Annotated in this window: 10 protein-coding genes, 1 pseudogene and 2 CRISPR repeat arrays; all 11 genes and pseudogenes read left to right on the forward strand. The window is 68.6% G+C overall.

The annotated features are described in order from the left end of the window. Positions 1-364: 364 nt before the first annotated feature. The gene (locus Sm713_RS05195) at positions 365-1,036 is read left to right on the forward strand and encodes a hypothetical protein (RefSeq protein ID WP_212908486.1); all 672 of its coding nucleotides are present in this window, start codon (positions 365-367) and stop codon (positions 1,034-1,036) included. A 41-nt stretch (positions 1,037-1,077) separates the two neighbouring features. After that, a pseudogene (locus tag Sm713_RS41405) lies at positions 1,078-1,422 on the forward strand (TRM11 family methyltransferase); the annotation flags it as partial. Positions 1,423-1,606: 184 nt separating this feature from the next. Further along, positions 1,607-2,035, forward strand: coding sequence for a hypothetical protein (locus Sm713_RS41410; protein ID WP_308293188.1), 429 nt, complete (start codon positions 1,607-1,609; stop codon positions 2,033-2,035). Between the two features lie 408 nt (positions 2,036-2,443). After that, positions 2,444-2,626: a helix-turn-helix domain-containing protein gene (locus Sm713_RS05205; protein WP_212908487.1), complete on the forward strand. Its 183-nt coding sequence runs from the start codon at positions 2,444-2,446 to the stop codon at positions 2,624-2,626. 36 nt (positions 2,627-2,662) lie between these two features. Continuing rightward, positions 2,663-3,844, forward strand: a complete 1,182-nt coding sequence (locus Sm713_RS05210; RefSeq protein WP_212908488.1) for a site-specific integrase — start codon at positions 2,663-2,665, stop codon at positions 3,842-3,844. Positions 3,845-4,075: 231 nt separating this feature from the next. Then, positions 4,076-5,507: a CRISPR direct-repeat array (repeat unit 29 nt; unit sequence CTGCTCCCCGCACGCGCGGGGATGGTCCC). A 615-nt stretch (positions 5,508-6,122) separates the two neighbouring features. Continuing rightward, positions 6,123-7,805 carry a hypothetical protein gene (locus Sm713_RS05215; RefSeq protein WP_212908489.1) on the forward strand — a complete coding sequence of 561 codons (1,683 nt, stop codon included), beginning with the start codon at positions 6,123-6,125 and terminating at the stop codon, positions 7,803-7,805. A 14-nt stretch (positions 7,806-7,819) separates the two neighbouring features. Next, entirely contained in the window at positions 7,820-10,177 is a 2,358-nt protein-coding gene (locus tag Sm713_RS05220) for an RAMP superfamily CRISPR-associated protein (protein WP_212908490.1), read from the forward strand. A gap of 1 nt (position 10,178) precedes the next feature. Further along, positions 10,179-11,822: an RAMP superfamily CRISPR-associated protein gene (locus tag Sm713_RS05225; RefSeq protein ID WP_212908491.1), complete on the forward strand. Its 1,644-nt coding sequence runs from the start codon at positions 10,179-10,181 to the stop codon at positions 11,820-11,822. Further along, complete coding sequence (gene csx19 / locus Sm713_RS05230) at positions 11,819-12,415, forward strand: CRISPR-associated protein Csx19 (protein WP_212908492.1); 597 nt, start codon at positions 11,819-11,821, stop codon at positions 12,413-12,415. The genes Sm713_RS05225 and csx19 overlap by 4 nt, the downstream gene beginning before the upstream one ends. Before the next feature lie 41 nt (positions 12,416-12,456). Next, on the forward strand, positions 12,457-14,943 hold the full coding sequence (locus Sm713_RS05235) for a TIGR03986 family CRISPR-associated RAMP protein (RefSeq protein WP_212908493.1): 2,487 nt from the start codon (positions 12,457-12,459) through the stop codon (positions 14,941-14,943). Continuing rightward, positions 14,940-15,839, forward strand: a complete 900-nt coding sequence (locus tag Sm713_RS05240; protein ID WP_212908494.1) for an S-4TM family putative pore-forming effector — start codon at positions 14,940-14,942, stop codon at positions 15,837-15,839. Before Sm713_RS05235 ends, Sm713_RS05240 begins: the two co-directional genes overlap by 4 nt. A 431-nt stretch (positions 15,840-16,270) precedes the next feature. Further along, positions 16,271-17,581: a CRISPR direct-repeat array (repeat unit 29 nt; unit sequence CTGCTCCCCGCACGCGCGGGGATGGTCCC). Positions 17,582-18,111: the final 530 nt, after the last annotated feature.

Here is an 18,111-nt window from a genome sequence, read left to right on the forward strand (position 1 = left end):
ATGGCTCGGCATGTGCGATGGCCTGGCCCTCGACCACCCGCAACAGCCTGCTGTGACGTGTCAGAGGGAGCACCAAGAATCGAACACAAGAAAATTCCCGGCTTCGATCGGGGCCCCGTGCCGTGGCAGGTCTTGCCGGCTCGCTCGTGGCTCGCAGGTGGCGCGCGACTGGCTCGCACCCATGGTGACCTGCGACGAACGGAATCAGCGAGCGCCAGTCCCCGGTGCAGTCGGGTACCTGGAGCCAGGTGACGCGAGAGGTCGAACGCGCACCGGGCGGTGGCAAGGATCGGCTGGCGAATCTCTATTTCTCACGTCAGCACGAGCACGGCCGAACCCCTGGGTCCCGGGCGCCGATCAGCCCATGCCCAACCGCACCGTTTCCCCTCGCGGCACGGCCCACCCGCTGCCGACGACCATCTGGCTCCCCGACCCGGACGAACCCAACGCCGCACCCATCCCCGGCGCGGTACTGCCCGCCTGGGCCATCGACACGATCCGAACCGACTTCGTCGGCCACCCCGCGCACCGGCCCGCACCCCTGCTCAAGATCGCGATCAGTGACACCGCACCGGGCATGGACGCACGCATCCCGACCACCCCCTTCGCCGCCCCAACCGACGATGCCGACGATGTCAACGGAGAGGACCCTTCAGAGAAGCTCTCCATCCTCCTCGCCGAACTCCACCCCGACACCCTGCCCGCGTCCACCGACGCCCTGCCGACCGGTGCCTGCGAGCCTGGCGTGCTGGAGGACGGCTGGTCCGGCTTCTTCCACCGAGCCCACCGCCTCCTGCCCGCTGACGGTCTGCTGATGCTGGCCACCCGCCAGCGCCGAGACGCCGGACGGCTCACCGACCCGCTCGGCCTCCTGATCGCCACCGCACGCACGGCCGGCTTCCGCTACCTCCAGCACATCGTCGTCGCCTACGCCCACCCCATCGGCGACCGACTCGTCCCAGCCCTGCCCACGGACGCTTCCCCCGGTGTCGCGCACTGCGACCTCATCGCCCTCTCCGCGATCCACCACGCATAGCCCACAGCAGAGGAGACATCGCCGTGCCCTCCCCTCTCTCGGTGTGGAACACCGCCCCCACCTCTGCCCCGGCCCAGCGCAAGGGCCGCTACGTCCCCGGCTCCGCCGCCCACCCCGCCAAGATGCTCCCGGCCATCGCCGCCCACGCCATCACCACCTACACCCGTCCCGGCGACCTGGTCCTCGACCCCATGTGCGGCATCGGCACCACCCTCGTCGAAGCCCTCCGCCTCGGCCGCCATGCCGTGGGCACCGAATACGAGCCGCGCTGGGCCCATCTGGCCAGCGCCAACGTCGCCTACACCATGCAGTCGACCACTGGCGGCAGCGGGCATGTCGCGTGCGGCGACGCTCGCCGACTCACAGATCTCCTCGACGAACGCCACCGAGGCAACGTCGATCTAGTCATCACCTCACCCCCCTACGGAAACTCCGTGCATGGACAAGTCCGCTCCACCCGGGAGACCGGGGAACGCGGGGTGCTCAAGAAGGATTACCGCTACAGCCAGGATCTCTCCAACCTCGCCCACATCTCCACCGATCGGCTCCTGAAAGCCTTCACTGAGATCCTTGATCAGTGCCGACGACTCCTCCGTCCTGGTGGCGTCGTGGTCGTCACGACCCCGCCCCTGGCGCGAACGCGGCGAACTCGTCGACTTGCCGTCCGCCGTCCTCGCGGCTGGGCGGGCCGCCGGCCTCACGCCTTCCGAACGCTGCGTCGCCCTCCTCGCCGGCATTCGCGACAGCCGCCTGATCAGCCGCCCGTCCTTCTTCCAGATGAAGAACGTTCACGACGCTCGCCGTCAGGGCATTCCGCTCACCGTTATTCAGCACGAGGATGTCCTGGTCTTCACAAGGCCCGGCCTTGCCCCGCCCGGCTCAGGCTGTGGCACGCCGTCTTCCGCGAAGTGGCCAAAGTTCGCGAAACGGACCTCCCATGTAACGCAAGCGTGGCCCTCCGGTTCCAACACGCCACGGGGCGGGCGTGGCGTGCGCTGAAGAGGCCGCCGACAGTCAACGCTCGGAACACACCCGGCCTCACCCGCGCGCCTGCCACGTGATCTCGACCGCGCCGGTCGTCGCGGACCGGGATCAACTCCGTTCCGCCCAGATTCCTCTCTGGCGGGCACGAATTCCCCTTGCTGCAGCCCGCTCTTCGCAAGCACTCGCTCGGCGAACGTATGGCGCGAGTGCCTGCGCCCCCGGCGAAGCATCCGGAGAAGGTCTGCGCCAGCACTCTTGTCGGGCATCGACACGCCTCGCTCGTGGCTTGACGACGGGCCCGAGATGGAGCGTCCATGGTCCACGCCCGGCACAGCTGCCGTGGCCGCATCCCGCCATGCGTCAGCATCTGAAAGACCGAGCAAGAGAGGGAACCACCATGCACCCGCCTGGGGTGGTGCATCAGTGACACGAGGCGGAAGTAACCGGCTGCTGACCGTGCAGGAGGTCGCGGACTGGCTCAGAGTCAGTGAGGTCACCGTCAGGAACAAATACCGCACATGGGGCATCAAGCCTCAGAAGGTCGGGCGCCTCTTGCGGTTCCGCGAACGCGACATCCTCACCTACCTGGACCAGCACCACGGGTGAGACCGGAGAGGCGCAGCGAGCAAGGAGTGTGGTCCGTTGGCCACTGTCTACCAGAGATGCAAGAGTGACAAACGGAGTGTGCACTACCCCTGCACCATTTCGCGGTGCGGACACACATGGACGGTCCGCTACCGCGAACCGGGCGGGGCGGAACGCCAGAAGAGCTTCGAGAAGAAGCCCCAGGCGGAAGCCTTCGTCGCCAAACTGGAGCACGACAAATACGAAGGCCTGTACCTCGACCCCAAACGGGGCGAGATCACGGTTGCTGCCTACTGCGCCGAGTGGCTTGAGCGGCAGGTCATCGGCGACTCCACGTACCCCAACTACGAAAGTTTTATCCGCATCCACCTGGTTCCGCACCTTGGCGGCAAGACGATCGCCGGGGTGCAGCGCAAGGACATCGAGGCTTTTGTCTCCGCCCTCGGCAAGAAGCTCGCCGCCAGCACGGTGTGTGACCGGATGAAACTGGTCTCGCACGTCTTCCAAACCGCAGTAGAAGAGAAGCGGCGGTCGGACGACCCCACCGATGGGGTCAAACTTCCCCGACGCGCAGCGAACGCAGTCGACGGGGACGAGATCCCCACCCTCCACGAGGTGGATCTCATCGCCAAACAGATCTCCCCCCAGTACCGGTTGACCATCTACCTACAGGCCGGAGCAGGTCTGCGCATCAGTGAGACACTGGCTGTCACCGCCGACTGCTTGCGCACTGATTTCCTTCGCGTACGCCGCCAGGTCAGTACCAAGGCTCATCGCGACGACTGTACGACCCGCTTCGTCCCGCTGAAGCACCGTGCGGCAGGGGAGTACAGAGACGTTCCCCTCCCGCCGTTCCTCGCCGATGAAATCGACGCGCATCTCCGAGAGTGGGGCACGGCGATGGCGTCCGGGCTGGAGGTCCTGTTCCCGCCACGCGACCGTGGCAAGGGCACCATGCCCACGGCGAACACGTACACGTACCACTTCCGAAAGGCACTCAAGGATGTAGGGGTGGTGAAACCGGACGGGAGCCCGAAGTACACACCGCACTGCCTGCGCCACTTCTTCGCCTCCACCGCCCTCGCCGCCAGCATCCCCATCCACGAGGTCTCCCGCTGGCTCGGACACAAGTCGATCAAAACCACGGTCGACATCTACGGGCACCTCGTCCCAGCCTCCTGGGACCGGTGCCGCACCGTCATGCAGACCGCTCTGCGTCCTGAAACGGTCGACTCATAGCCGAGCCAAATACCGTGGGGAGTCTGTTGGAGCCAACCCGCTGGCGCGGGGCCGACTTCGCACGAACCACCCGCAGGTGCGCGTACTTGACCATCCCCGTGTGCATGGGGCCGATGCTTTCTGACCGGACACCCCATGAAAGTTGTTATTTGGCAAATATTCCATTCGTCTGAATCAAATGAAGTACTCGAAATCCAACTCCTCTGCCAGTAAAGTCGCAGGTCGTCGAGTCTGCTCCCCGCACGCGCGGGGATGGTCCCTGCTTCAGCGCCCGCGTCCGGTCGCCCAGATCCTGCTCCCCGCACGCGCGGGGATGGTCCCGGCGAGGACTGGAGTGCGGCCCGCGCCGCGAGCTGCTCCCCGCACGCGCGGGGATGGTCCCCATGGAGCTCACCGGCCGCACCGACTGGCTGGCTGCTCCCCGCGCGCGCGGGGATGGTCCCGCTGCTGTGGAATGCGGGAGATGAGTCCCCGACTGCTCGCCGCACGCGCGGGGATGGTCCCACATCACGGACGCCCACTTCTGCCTGGTAACACTGCTCCCCGCACGCGCGGGGATGGTCCCGCGCACTGCGTCGCCTCCTCGGCGGGGGCCTCCTGCTCCCCGCACGCGCGGGGATGGTCCCTGTTCCTGACGTCCCAGATCAGCGCCTACTATCTGCTCCCCGCACGCGCGGGGATGGTCCCGTCGCGGCCACGTCCCCGAAGGCGCGCACCTCCTGCTCCCCGCACGCGCGGGGATGGTCCTCATGCGGAGGGGGAGTCACCCAAATTTGGGTGCTGCTCCCCGCACGCGCGGGGATGGTCCCTTGGTGGCGGACAGCAGCCCTCGGGCGTGCGCCTGCTCCCCGCACGCGCGGGGATGGTCCCATCCCGTAGGCCTTGCGGACAGTGATGTCGCTCTGCTCCCCGCACGCGCGGGGATGGTCCCGGCAGCAGCGGGGCGCGGGACGGCATGCAGGCCTGCTCCCCGCACGCGCGGGGATGGTCCCGGCGGCGGCGCCTTGAAGTCGGCGCCGCACGGCTGCTCCCCGCACGCGCGGGGATGGTCCCGCGGTGCCGCGCCCCTTCGAGATCTCGATCAGCTGCTCCCCGCACGCGCGGGGATGGTCCCAGTCGAGGCCCGCCGCGCGCTCCGGGGTCGGGCTGCTCCCCGCACGCGCGGGGATGGTCCCATGAGGGGGAAGGTGAGGCCGCCGCGGGTGATCTGCTCCCCGCACGCGCGGGGATGGTCCCCACCGAACGGAAGCGTTGCTCTTGCTCAGCGTCTGCTCCCCGCACGCGCGGGGATGGTCCCTCCAGGCACTCACGCTGGAAATCGGGGTGTCGCTGCTCCCCGCACGCGCGGGGATGGTCCCGACGGCCCAGGCCTGGCCGCCTCGCTGGCCCGCTGCTCCCCGCACGCGCGGGGATGGTCCCGCGGACTCCGATGCGCCGCCCTGGGGCGTGATCTGCTCCCCGCACGCGCGGGGATGGTCCCACGACATGGCCACGGTCGTCGGCGGGGTTGGACTGCTCCCCGCACGCGCGGGGATGGTCCCGTGGAGATTTGAGCGAGATCGAGGCGAGACTTCTGCTCCCCGCACCCGCAGGGATGGCTCTGGCGCCGAACGTCTGAGGCGCTGGGGCTGGCACTGCTCTCTGCCCCGCAGGGGGTGGCCCCGTGGTGAGAACGGCTCAGGGCGTGGAACTGGGTCGCTGCCGTAATGCCATATGCCGAGCTTCGCCCACCGTACGGGCCTCCGGCGACGGGAATTGCGGACTGCTACTGCGTAAGCAGTCGCGATGAGCTTGTCGCTGTCTTGTGCGGGATGTCCGCGCCACGGTAGGGACTTAAGGTGCTTTATGGGATGTTAAATGCCACTTTTACCCAGTTAGTGCATGGGGAAGGTGTGGGATCGAGCCGTTCACGATCTTTGTGGGCTGGCAAGCCGGATCAAGACGGAGACGGTCCCCGCGGGGATGGTCCCGCTCGCCGGGACGGCTTCCGCGCCGTAGTCCAGTCGCCCCCGCACCTGTCTGGATGACCCGTACCCGTAGTGTCAGAGCGGGGCTCCTCCCACATCGTCTGGCGACGTTGAGTAGTGGCCGCTCAGCCAATGTCCCTCTGCTTCATGGCACTTGGGTTGGCGGGTTCTCGTGTGTCGGACGTGTGTGACGCCCTTCGCGCTTGCTATGAATGTGGGCCTTGCGGAGCGGGATCATCTGTGTCCGTCCGCCGTTGCGCCACTCAAGTGAGAAGGCGCCAGGTTCACGGCCAGGTTCACGGGGAGGGTGGATGGGGGAGGGCGAGGTCGTAGTCGTTCATCTGGTGCGATTCGAGGCGTGGAACATTGAGCGTTTCATGTTCGTCACGAACAAGCGGCGCGAGATCGCCGGGGCTTCGGAACTGATCACTTACGTGGACTTCCAGTGGGTCGGTAGCGCGCTCCGAGGTCTGCACCCCGGCTTCGATGCCTCGTGGCAGATTGAGAAGCGTCCGGTCGAGTTGTTGCAGACCGGGGCCGGAACCGCCGACGTATTGGTGCGTGATCGCGACGAGGCCCGTCGCCTGGTGACCGAGGTGACCCTGGCGGCGCTTGAGGACGCGCCGGGGCTTGAGGTGTGCGGGGTGGTCACGGAGGCTTTCGACTGGTCGGAGCCTGGTGCGCTGCATGCGGCCCTGCAGGATGCCGGGCGGCGGATGACGCCCGCCCGTACCTCGCTGCCTGGGCCGGACGCCCGCTTCCTGAGGCTCCCGGTGGTGGAGGACTGCGCCACGACCGGACTTCCGGCGGCGGGCCTGGTGCCGCAGCCCCTGGACGATGGTGAGGAAGTGCCCCGGTGGGAGCCTCGCTCGGCTGAGAGCCAGGCCAAGTGGGTCGCCTTCGGTAAGGAGGACGAGAGGGTAGGGCTCGACCGGCTGGCCTCGCTGGTCGGCGAGGAGCCGAGGGTCCTCAAGCAAGTGGTCGAGTACCTTTCCAACGGGCCGGAATGGATGGGCGTCGTCTACGCGGACGGAAACGGCCTGGGATCGGTGTTCGGGCACTTCGAGGAGTGTGTGGAAGGCGATACCAACCGCGCCTACGCGGACACCCTCAAAGGCTTCGCTTCCGGCCTGCAACGCTGTGCCCAACAGGCCTTCCGCGAATCGGTCGCGCAACTGCTGGACGCGGGCGCCCTGCTCCCGGACGGCGGCTCGGCTCCGGTACTGCCGCTGATCCTCGGCGGAGACGACCTCGTCGCCCTGTGCGCCGGTGAATGGGCGCTCACCTTCACGGAACTCTATCTGCGCGCGTTCGAGCGGCTCACCGCAGCGGCCCCGGAGATCAGCGGGCCGTTGGCGCGCCGGGGGCTGGGCCCGGGGCTCGCCATGTCGGCGGGGGTGGCGATCGTCAAGGCGAACTTCCCGTTCGCCACGGCGCAGACCTTGGCCTACCAGCTGATGCGCGAGGCGAAAGAGGTGAAGCGGGCCGTTCATGGCGTTCCGTGCTCGTCGCTGTCGTTCCATGTGCTCTACGACAGTACGCAGGCAACCCTGCCGCGGATCCGCGGGCAGCAGGAGTTCGAGTGCGGGCGGCTGGTGGCGCAGCCGTATGTGGTGAGTGATGTCCCCGACGAGGGGTTGGGCTGGGTGCGCGGGCGGCGCTGGCAGGACTTGGGGCGTCGTGTGGCCGCCCTCACGGCGAGGGACGAGGAAGGCGAGCGGCGGCTTCCGACCTCGCAGATGCATGATCTTCGATCCTCTCTGTTCGCCGGTCCGCGCGTGGCCGACGCCCGGTTCATGAACCTGCTGGGCCGCTTCGCCGGGCGGGGACTGGAGGAGCTGACGGTCGAGTCGGAGAGTCTGTTCTGGCACGAGCCCGCCGTGGACGGTGAAGGCCAGGGGCGGCTGGTGACCGGCCTTCTGGATGCGATGAACGCTGAGGGTTTTCTCCCCGAATCCTTGATCGGCGGCACAGCCGTGCTGGAGGGGCGATGAGTACGAGGCTGGAGTTGCCGGTCACGCTGACGATGCTCAGCGACTGGCACATCGGTTCCGGCGCCGGTACGCCTGGGCGGGTGCAGGCGGGCGTGCAGCGCGACATGGACGGACTGCCCTACGTGCCCGCCTCGACGTTCGCCGGTGTGTGGCGTGATGCTTGTGAGAGCGTGGTGTTCGCTCTGGACGGCGGGTGCCAGGAGGACTGGCACGCATGGCTTGAGTTCCTGTTCGGTAGCCAGCCGTCGCAGGAGACCCGAAGGGGCGTGCCCCTTATGCGTATCGGCGCGCCACGACCGGCGGCACTCGTGGTGGACTCGCTCCACTTCCCGTCGTCTGTACGGCGCGCGCTTCGCGACAAGCCGTCTCTGGTGGCCGCCGCGGTGTTCCTCAAACCCGGTGTCAAGGTCGACGCCGGCAGCGGCCGCGCCGAGGACGGAACCCTCCGCTACGAGGAGATGGCCCGTGGCGGCACGGCGCTGACCGGACAGGTGCAGGTGTCCACCGAGGCCGACCTTGATGAGGAGCAGTTGTACTGTGCCGCTGCTCTGCTGGACGCGAGCGCCCGACTGCTGGAAGGCGTGGGACACCGGCGAAGGCGCGGCGCGGGTCGCTGCCGGCTCATGGTCGGCTCCCTGCCGGCGAACTGGCAGTGGCTCCGTCAGCACAGGGTTCCCCCCGCGGTCCCGTCCGTGACCGAGGGCACGGCTCCTCGCGGGCTCCCGACTCCTGCCGCCGACCGGGATCAGGCCCGGTGGGAGGTGGCAGACCTGCGCATGCTGCTGCGCCGTCCGGTGATCGCCCATCAGAGAAAGGTCGGCAACGAGGTCCGGAGCCTGGACTACGTGCCGGGCAGGCTGATGCTGCCCGCCGTCCTTCGGTCGTTGTCCTCACCGGGGGCGGCCATGGCCGCCCGAGCGGGCGATCTCGTCATCACCGACGCCACGGTCGAGGTGGACGGAGGAGCGGGAGAGCCAGCTCCGCTGGCTCTGGTACGTGAGAAGAACGATCCTGTGGTCCGGCAGTTCAACCTGATGACCGAGGCAGTTCCCGAAGGTGTGCAGACGGTGCCGTTCGACAACGAGTTCTTGGGTCCGTATCGGCCCGGGGCACCGCTGTCCGCTGTCACCTGTGAGACGGCCGAGTACACGCACAACGTCATATCCGACTTGGAGCAACGGCCGGTGCGCGACATCGGCGGCCTGTTCACCTACCAGGCCATCGCGGCGGGCACGGTCCTGAGGGCCCAGGTCCGGGTCCGCAGCGGAATACTCGAACCGGGCTGGCAGAAGCGCCTCACCGGCCGGTGGCGGTTGGGGATGGCCCGAAGAGGCGGCTACGGCCTGACGGAGGTGACTGCCGGCGAGCTTCCCGTCCCCGCTCCCCGCCCCCTGCCGAGCGCACGCGGGCAGCTGCGGGTGCGTCTCCTGTCGGACGTCCTGGTGAACGACGAGCGGCTGCGGCCCAGCACCAGCCCGGCACACCTGGCTGCCGAGCTTGGCCGTGCGCTGGGTGTGACGCTTCGTCCTGCGGACGAGGAGGTAGCGGAAAGGCCCGTGCGTGTCTCGGAACGCCGCCGCTCGGACTCCTGGCACAGCAAGTGGGGTCTGCCCCGCGCCAGCATGCTGGGCATGCGGGGCGGCAGTTGCCTGACCTGCGACGTCGTGGACGGCGTGGTGACAGCGGAAGCCGTCAGTCGTGTGGAGCTCTCCGGCATCGGGCTGCGTCGGGCCGAGGGGTACGGACAGGTGAGGATCGCCGATGCGCTGCTGGAGGCTGCGTTCGGTGAGCGCGGCGGCGCAGGCTGCGGAACCGACCGCGGCAGCAAGGATGACCTCGACGACACGGCGCCCGCTCCGATCGGAGCGGGGGAGACCGGGACCGAAGAGTCCGGCGACTGCGACGGGACGCTGCTTGTGCTGGAGGATGCCGCTTGGCGCACCTGGATCCAGCATGCCTGCGAGACTCTCGCAAGCTCGGCCGCCGGCCGTGCTCAGGCCATTGGCTCCGGCTACGAAGAGGTTCCGCAGGCTCAGTTGGGCACCCTGCGGATGCTTGCCGGCCAGGTACGGGCCCCGGAAGAGCCGAGGACGATGGCCTGGCTGCGTGGCCTGGACCGGCTCCAGGGCGTCAGCAGCGAACGCCGCGGCCCTTGGCCGAAGAAAACCGTGGACCACCTCCGCCGCATGCTCACCGACAGCGACGAGGTATGGGCATGCCTTGGTCTTCCCAAGGAACAGAGCCGGCTCCTCACGCACCCTGACCGGGCCGACGGCATGAAGAAGCGGCTGTGGGCGCACGCCGTGCGCACCCTGCTCGACGACTGTCTCACCGCGCACACACGGGCGGCCGAGACGGGAGAGGGTGTCTGACATGTCCGTCCACGTGGAACGTGCCGTCGTCCGGCGCCTGCGCGTCCGGGGCTGGCTGCGCGCCCTGAGCCCCCTGCACGTCGGCGGTGCCGGGCATGACCCGAACGCCCCGCTGCCCGTCGCCGTCGACGGACAGGGACGCCTGTACGTTCCAGGCAGTGGCCTGACTGGCGCACTCCGCACACTGCTGAGTGCTGGCCGCGCCGCTGCGGAATCGAACTCGCTGTGGGGGTACGCCGAACCGAGGACACGGCACGCGGCAGTCAGCAGGTTCGTGGTTCGCGACGCCCTCATCTGCGCCGCGCCGTCCCTGGACGACAACGGAGAACCCGCTGCGCTGCTGGACCCGGCTCGGGTGGAGACGCGTTTCTCGGTCGGCATCGACCGGGTCCGGGGCGTCGCCGCCCACGGGTTCCTCCACGCACGGGCGGTGGTGCCCAGGAGTTCCTTCCTCCGCTTCGAACTCGACCTGAACAGCGGCACCCGCGATCACTGGGAGGACGACCGATGTGAGATCCGGCGGCTCCTGGCCGTGCTCACCGACCGCCGTCTGCGTCTGGGCGCGGCCAAGACACGTGGCCTGGGCCGGATGGTTCTCGTTCCGGAGCTCACCGATGTGTGCGAACAGGACCTCACCAGCTCCGACGGGCTGTTCACCGTCCTGCGGGACGGTGGCGTCAAGGCTGACTCCGTTGGGACAGCAGACTCCGTCAGGAAAACGGAGGAGGGGAAGCAGCGGCGGGACGACTCGCCGCCGTTCCTCGACATCGAGGTCGCCTGGCGGCCTCTCGCCCCGGTGATGGTCCGGGCGTCCGCTTCCGGCTCCGACGTCGATGCCCTCCCGCTGACGTCGGCCGTCTCCTCGGACATGGTCTCTCCCGTCCTGCCGGGCTCGGCACTCAAGGGCGTGCTGCGCAGCCATGCCGAGCGCATCGAGCGCACGGCTCGTGGACTCGACGCCGACGCCGCGGAGCCGAACGCCCCGGCACCTGAGCTCAGTGCTGCGTTCCGTCGGCAGCTCGCCCAACTGTCCGCTGTAAATGCACTGTTCGGATCCGCGCCGGAGGGCGGGCGCCAACAAGACAGCGGCGAGGAGCAGGCGTGCTCGGGTGCCGGCTGCCTCACGATCGACGACTGCTTCGCCGACGCCGAGATCCCCGCCGACCTGTGGGCCCGCCTCTACGAACCGGAAGAGACGCCCGGCGCCGGGGAACCTCTGCTGGACACTCTGCGCGAGGACTACGGCATGCGGCGCGCCGACCACGTCGCCATCGACCGCTGGACCGGAGGCGCTGCGGACGGACGCCTTTTCAGTGCCCTGGAACCCCATGGCCTGCATTGGGAGCCCCTCTCTCTCACCGTGGACTTGGTCCGGCTCGGATCGCGACGGCACGACGGCCGCCATCTCCGCGACGCCGCCGAGGCGCTGCTCCTGCTCACCCTGCGGGACCTCCAGGCAGGCCGTATTCGCCTCGGCTTCGCCTCCAACAGAGGAATGGGCGACATCCAGGTCACTTCCATCACCCTCAGACGCTCCGACGAGCTCGGCGAGGCAATGACGTTGGACGAGCTGCTCGCCACCGACCGGGCTGGCGAACTCACCGCGGCCTGGCGGACCTATCTCGGCGACGGGAGCCCGGTATGACCACCGTCCTGCACGGCCGGGCCGCCGATGCCGTCACCCTGCCCGACGCACTCGTCGCCTCCGGATTCACCGAAGCCGTCGCGTTCCTCTCCGCACCCCACCAACACAAGGTCGTCCACGTCCACGGGGGCCGCTGCCATGCGGCGGACGGCGAAGTCCACACGCTCGACGCCGTCTTCGAAGCCAGAGCCTTCGACGAGGACAAGGAACTGCGCTGGCTGTGCCAGACCGGAACCACGGGACGGGCCGTCCTGCTCACGGAAGACCCCGCGGAGCTTCCCGACGCCGCCGCCTTCCCCGAACAGCTCACCCCACTCACCGCCCACACCACGATGAAAGCCCACTACCTCCTCTGGGGCCGCCCCCTGCGCGGCACCAGCACCTGGACGACCCTGCACACCCCGCAGATCGGCACCCTCGACGTCCCCTTCCCGTATCCCACGGGTGCAGAGGGCGACGACAGCGCCGACCAGCAGCGACTCAGCCTTGCCACGCGCGAATACGTCTGTGTGGACTCCCGGCACGGCAACGCGTACGTCGGCGAGGAACGACTTCTGCGCATCGAAGCCGCATCCCACGGGGGAAGGAAGTGACCACCGTGGCCGAATCCCCCGAACAACCCCGCCAGGGAACCTTGAGGTGGAACCCGGAGACCGCGAAGTTGAGCGTGGTCTACGAGGACCCGAAGACCGGGAAGTTCCGATCGAAGAAGATCAACCCCCAGCACGACCTGGCCCCCGACCTCAACGACCGACCCGCAGCGGAACTCGACCGACTCACGGTCGACTTCAGTTGGCGCAAGGGCAGCCCCACGGACGTACGCCCCCGCAACGCACCCGCCACGCCGCGCGCCGCCCCGACCAAGCAGCCTGACGGCCTCCGCGTTGACCCGGACCGCTTCGTCAACCCCTACACATTCCTTCCGACCCTCGCACGCCCCGGGCAGGGCCCGCTCGCCGACGCCGTCCCCACCGGGCACGACCGCCTTCACGAGGACCTGTGGACCGGCACTCTCCGGGTCCGGCTCACCGTCGCCACCCCACTGCTGCTCCTCGACCCGGCCCGTGCCAAGCCGCCTGAAGGCACGAACAAGGACCATCTCGTTTACCCGGTCCTCTCCCACGACGGCCGACCACACCTGCCGGCTACCAGCGTCAAGGGCATGCTCCGCGCCGCGTACGAGGCCGTCACCAACTCCCGTCTCGGTGTCTTCAACGGCCACGACCAGCGGCTCGCCCACCGCATGGCCTCCGCTGACAGCCAGCACATGGTCCCCGCCCGCGTCAGCGACGGCGGCCGGCACATCATCCTCCTCTCTGGCGACACACCGGTCGGGCAGCAGTCGGAACGGAACCCTCTCCTGCACGCCGCCTGGCTCCCGCGCTACTACCCGTCCGGCCGCGACAACGTCACCTACACCGGAACGCCGGGCAAGATCCCGCAGCATGGCGACCGGGTCGTGGCCATGGTCCGGCGCCGCGAACACCGGAAGGGCTTCTCCTACTGGCAGGTGGAGAACATCACCCTGGCGGACGAGGCCGGACTTCCGCAGGAGCCACTCATCGCAGGCCCGGGCAGGAGCCACGACACCGGCGAGGTGAAGCAGATCCACGGCTGGGTCTGCTCCACCAACCGGAACATCGGCAACAAGCACGACGAGCGTGTCTTCTTCGCGGGGGACATCGACCCCGACGAACACGATCTCACCGAGGACCTTCGGCAGCAGTGGCGCGACACCATCACCAACTACCGCACCGTCCATCGCCCCGCCGACATCCAACAACGTCCCCACCCAACCAGGCGGGGCGAGTACGCCGCCCCCGACGAGTACCTCGGCCGAGAGCCGGGCAGCACCGCATGGAGCCGCCACCTGTACGAGGCAGGCGCCACCGAACTCACGGCCGGCACCCTGTGCTACGCCCACGTCGACAAACGCGGCCGCATCCGCTCCCTACAGCCCGTGACGATCGGCCGCAGCCTCTTCGACAAGGCACCCGCCGGCCTCCTCTCCCCGGGGCTGCGTCCCGCGTCCCGCCTGGACGAACTCTCACCGGCCGACCGGGTCTTCGGCTGGGTGGCCCCCGATGGTGCCCCCGCCGGGCAGGGCGCCCACCGCGGACAGCTACGCATCGGACCCGTCACACCTGGCGACGATGCGGGATTCGAGGACTTCGGCGAGGAAGGGTTCCCCCTGGCGATCCTCGGCCAGCCGAAGCCCCAGCAAGGCCGCTTCTACCTGGCCAACGGGCCCGGTCACCCGACCGGCAGATCCGACCATGGCAATCCGCTGCCTGCCGGGGTGCCCAAGGCCGACTGGTTCAGCAGTGGCCAGTCACTCCGCGGCCGTAAGACCTACTGGCACCACCGGGGCCTGCCGCAGTCCTACTGGACCGAACCCACCGCCAACAGAACCCAGACGCCGGACGAGAGTGGCCGTTTCCAGGAGTACCGCCGTCCGGACCTGCCGAACGACAAGCACCTGGACAACCAGAACCGCTCCGTACGCGGATGGGTACGCCCCGGCTCCTCCTTCACCTTCGCCGTCGACGTCACCAACCTCTCCGACGTCGAACTCGGCGCCCTCGTCTGGCTGCTCCAACTGCCAGACGAGCACTACCACCGGCTCGGCCTCGGCAAGCCCCTCGGCTTCGGCAGCGTCCGCCTCGAACTCGACACCGACGCTTCCACCGACCTTCGCGCGGGCGGCGAATGGGCCGAGACCTACCGTTCCCTCTCCCCGAACGCCGACAATCCGGCGCCCAACGTCCACGAACGACTGGACCGCGTACGACAGCTCTTCCAGGAGGCCGTCGCGACCACCAACCCCCCAGCCGAGACATCGCCACTGAACACCTTCCTGAAAGCCGCCCGGGGCCTGGACCAGGTCGCCGTCCACTACCCTCGCGCCCGCCCCGAGGACACGGCGGAAGGTGAGCCGGTCGCGCCCGACCCGGAAGGTAGGAACTACGTCTGGTTCACCAAGAACGAGCAGATCAGAGACCGGCGGGTGCGGAACGACCGGGGTCGCAGCCTACCGGCCGTCTGGAGTGAAGAACCCGGCCTGCCTTACCATCCGGAGAAGTCCGACCAGGAAACCAAGGGCTCTCGGAGGCCTCGGTGACGACGCCCTCACACTCCGACGGACACTCCATAAGCGAGCGGCAGAACCAGCACGAGATGCTCGTCTACCGCGCGGCCGCCCGCCAGGCGTACGACCTGCGGGACCGCATCCGCGCGGTCCGTACCTTCGCGACCGTGGCTCTCGCCGTTGCCGCACCCGTCCTCGCAGCCGTCTGGCCCGGCGGCTCTTCCGCACTCTCCGTGATCGCCGCTCTGTGGCTTCTGGCCGGACGCACCTTCCTTACCTCATGGCACCAGCAACAGCACCTGCGCGGTCTCAGGGCACAGGAACTCCTCGACACCGTTCTCTTCCGTCTGCCATGGAACGAAACACTGGCGGGGCCGCGCAGTGCCACGGTCGAGGACGTGGCGGCGCTACGAGCCACACCGGCCCCCAAGGACGAAGACTGGTACGAGGACGTCCCCACCGTCCCCTGGCCCCTGGACGTCCTGGCCTGCCAGGTGCAGAACCTGTTGTGGGCGCGCCGCAACCACCGCGCCTACGCTCTGCTCCTGCGGATCCTCGGCGGAGTCGTGGCCGTGGCCGCCTTGGCCCTCGCCTGGGTTCAGGACATGTCCGTCAGCGAGTTCATGGTCAGGCTCTTCGTCCCCCTCATGCCGGCGCTACTGGACCTTGTCGAAATGCCTCGCCAGCACGACACGGCGGCACGTATGCGGGAGGAGGTGGAGATCACGATAGAAGCACTGTGGGACAAGCACACGGGCGGCCGAACCGTGACGGACGCCGACTGCCGAACCGTCCAGGACGGTCTCTACGCGACCCGGAAGTCAGCCCCGCCGATCCCGGGCTGGCTCCACAAGCGCCTGCACGCCAGCACCAACAGCGCCAACGCGGCCCGCATGAACGAGATCCGCGAGCAGATCGCCGGGACCTGAGCGAAGCCTGCCCGCAACTGGAGCTTCAGTTCGCCAGTGCTGCGCCCGCATAGGTTCACCGGGGCGGCGGTCGCCGACACGCTTCGTCAGCTTGGGAGCGAGGCTTGCATGTTCCTTCTGCGCGGCGGTGTCACCCGATGCGCACGATCGTCATGACCCGGGACCAGGCCGACGACTTCGACGGCCTCGCCGTACCCGGATAACCGCTGCGTCCGAACGTACTGTTCCGGCATGTAATGCGAGAGTGGGGGCTTCCCCGACTTCCCCCGCAGCGTGGACACCTGAGCCTTCCTCGCAACGCATAAGCTGAGTAGCCGTGCTTGGATCGGATTTCATTTTGGGAAGTTATGTAAATAATGTTCTATTTGTCGGTATCAATCAAAGTGCTCGGAAATCAACTCTTGCGCTGCTAAAGTCGCAGGTCACCGACACTGCTCCCCGCACGCGCGGGGATGGTCCCAACGCCCGCATTCAGGGAAAAGGTGTGAGGAACTGCTCCCCGCACGCGCGGGGATGGTCCCGCCTTCGGGTTCGAATGACTCCGTGGTCAGCTCTGCTCCCCGCACGCGCGGGGATGGTCCCACCCCGGGCCGTGCCATGACCCAGGACCGCGGCTGCTCCCCGCACGCGCGGGGATGGTCCCTCGGATCATCCAAATCGGCCCACCCCTGCGACCTGCTCCCCGCACGCGCGGGGATGGTCCCCGTCATGCGTGACCCCCACCGGGGGTACATCTCTGCTCCCCGCACGCGCGGGGATGGTCCCTTCTGAACGTTCGTCCAGTACCGACGCTTTCCCTGCTCCCCGCACGCGCGGGGATGGTCCCGCGTCGCGCACCGTGGCGGGGTCGGCGTCGCCCTGCTCCCCGCACGCGCGGGGATGGTCCCTACTGGAGAGTCGAAGGACCTGTCCAGTCATACTGCTCCCCGCACGCGCGGGGATGGTCCCGACATCGCGGCCTTGAAGGATGCTCGCCTGGTCTGCTCCCCGCACGCGCGGGGATGGTCCCGCGGTCCAGCTCGCGCCAGAGCTGGCGCGGCCCTGCTCCCCGCACGCGCGGGGATGGTCCCGACACTCTCGAAGTCGCGGCAGTCGCGGCACTTCTGCTCCCCGCACGCGCGGGGATGGTCCCGACATCGCGGCCTTGAAGGATGCTCGCCTGGTCTGCTCCCCGCACGCGCGGGGATGGTCCCGCGGTCCAGCTCGCGCCAGAGCTGGCGCGGCCCTGCTCCCCGCACGCGCGGGGATGGTCCCATGCCGGGCTGCGCCCGTTCCTGGCTCAGTCCCTGCTCCCCGCACGCGCGGGGATGGTCCCCTGACGATGCCCGAGCTGCTGTACGACGTGCACTGCTCCCCGCACGCGCGGGGATGGTCCCAACACGGGCCTGTCCCTGCCCGAGGTGCTGATCTGCTCCCCGCACGCGCAGGGATGGTCCCTCCCCAGCTGTAGTTCACTGGCGCGCATGTGCCTGCTCCCCGCACGCGCGGGGATGGTCCCAGGGCGTGGCCCACCTCGTACCGCGGCCCCCTCTGCTCCCCGCACGCGCGGGGATGGCCCCATGAAGCGCATGAAGTTCTTGGGCATGGGCCCCTGCTCCCCGCACGCGCGGGGATGGTCTCAACACCTCTTCATGTTGCGAGGCTGGGCAGAGCTGCTCCCTGCACGCGCGGGGATGGTCCCGACATACGCGTCAATAAACTCGCCGAGACTGTCTGCTCCCCGCAATCGCGGGGATGTGGTCCCAGGGGAACCGCATGCTGCCGCCTGAGGTCAGGCTGCCCCACGCGCTCGCGCGATCTGCCAGACGGCTCGGCCGGGTCGACGCCGCTCCTGCGGAGATGTCTCCCCACGCCTAGGCATCAGCGCGCCCTGGACACGGCCCGATGGTCCCGCAGCCGTGGGGTGATCGCAGGGGTGATTCGGTGCCGCAACGGCACCCTACGGACCCCTGCTGGATCCACGCTGGATAACGTCCGCAGTCCGCCCGTTTCCGCAGGTGACAGCGCCGCTCCCGACGTTCCGGTTCAACGTGTAGCTCTGGTGCGATTCACCCCTGGCCTGTAAATGCGCAGGTCAGGGGGTGTTTTCGTGGCGGCTGGACCCTGGTTTTCAAACGTTGTGGCGCAACGTCTGAATGAACCGTTCTCGCAGGTCAGGGGAGCGGTAGTGGCTGCCGGGCTCGGGGAGTCGGAGCGTGACTGCTGGATCCGTGCTGGATGGACTGATGCCCCGTCAGTTCTGCCCGCCTTACTGGATGCCCTTCAAGGCGCT

The organism is Streptomyces sp. TS71-3 (genome assembly GCF_018327685.1).
Taxonomy (GTDB): Bacteria; Actinomycetota; Actinomycetes; order Streptomycetales; family Streptomycetaceae; genus Streptomyces.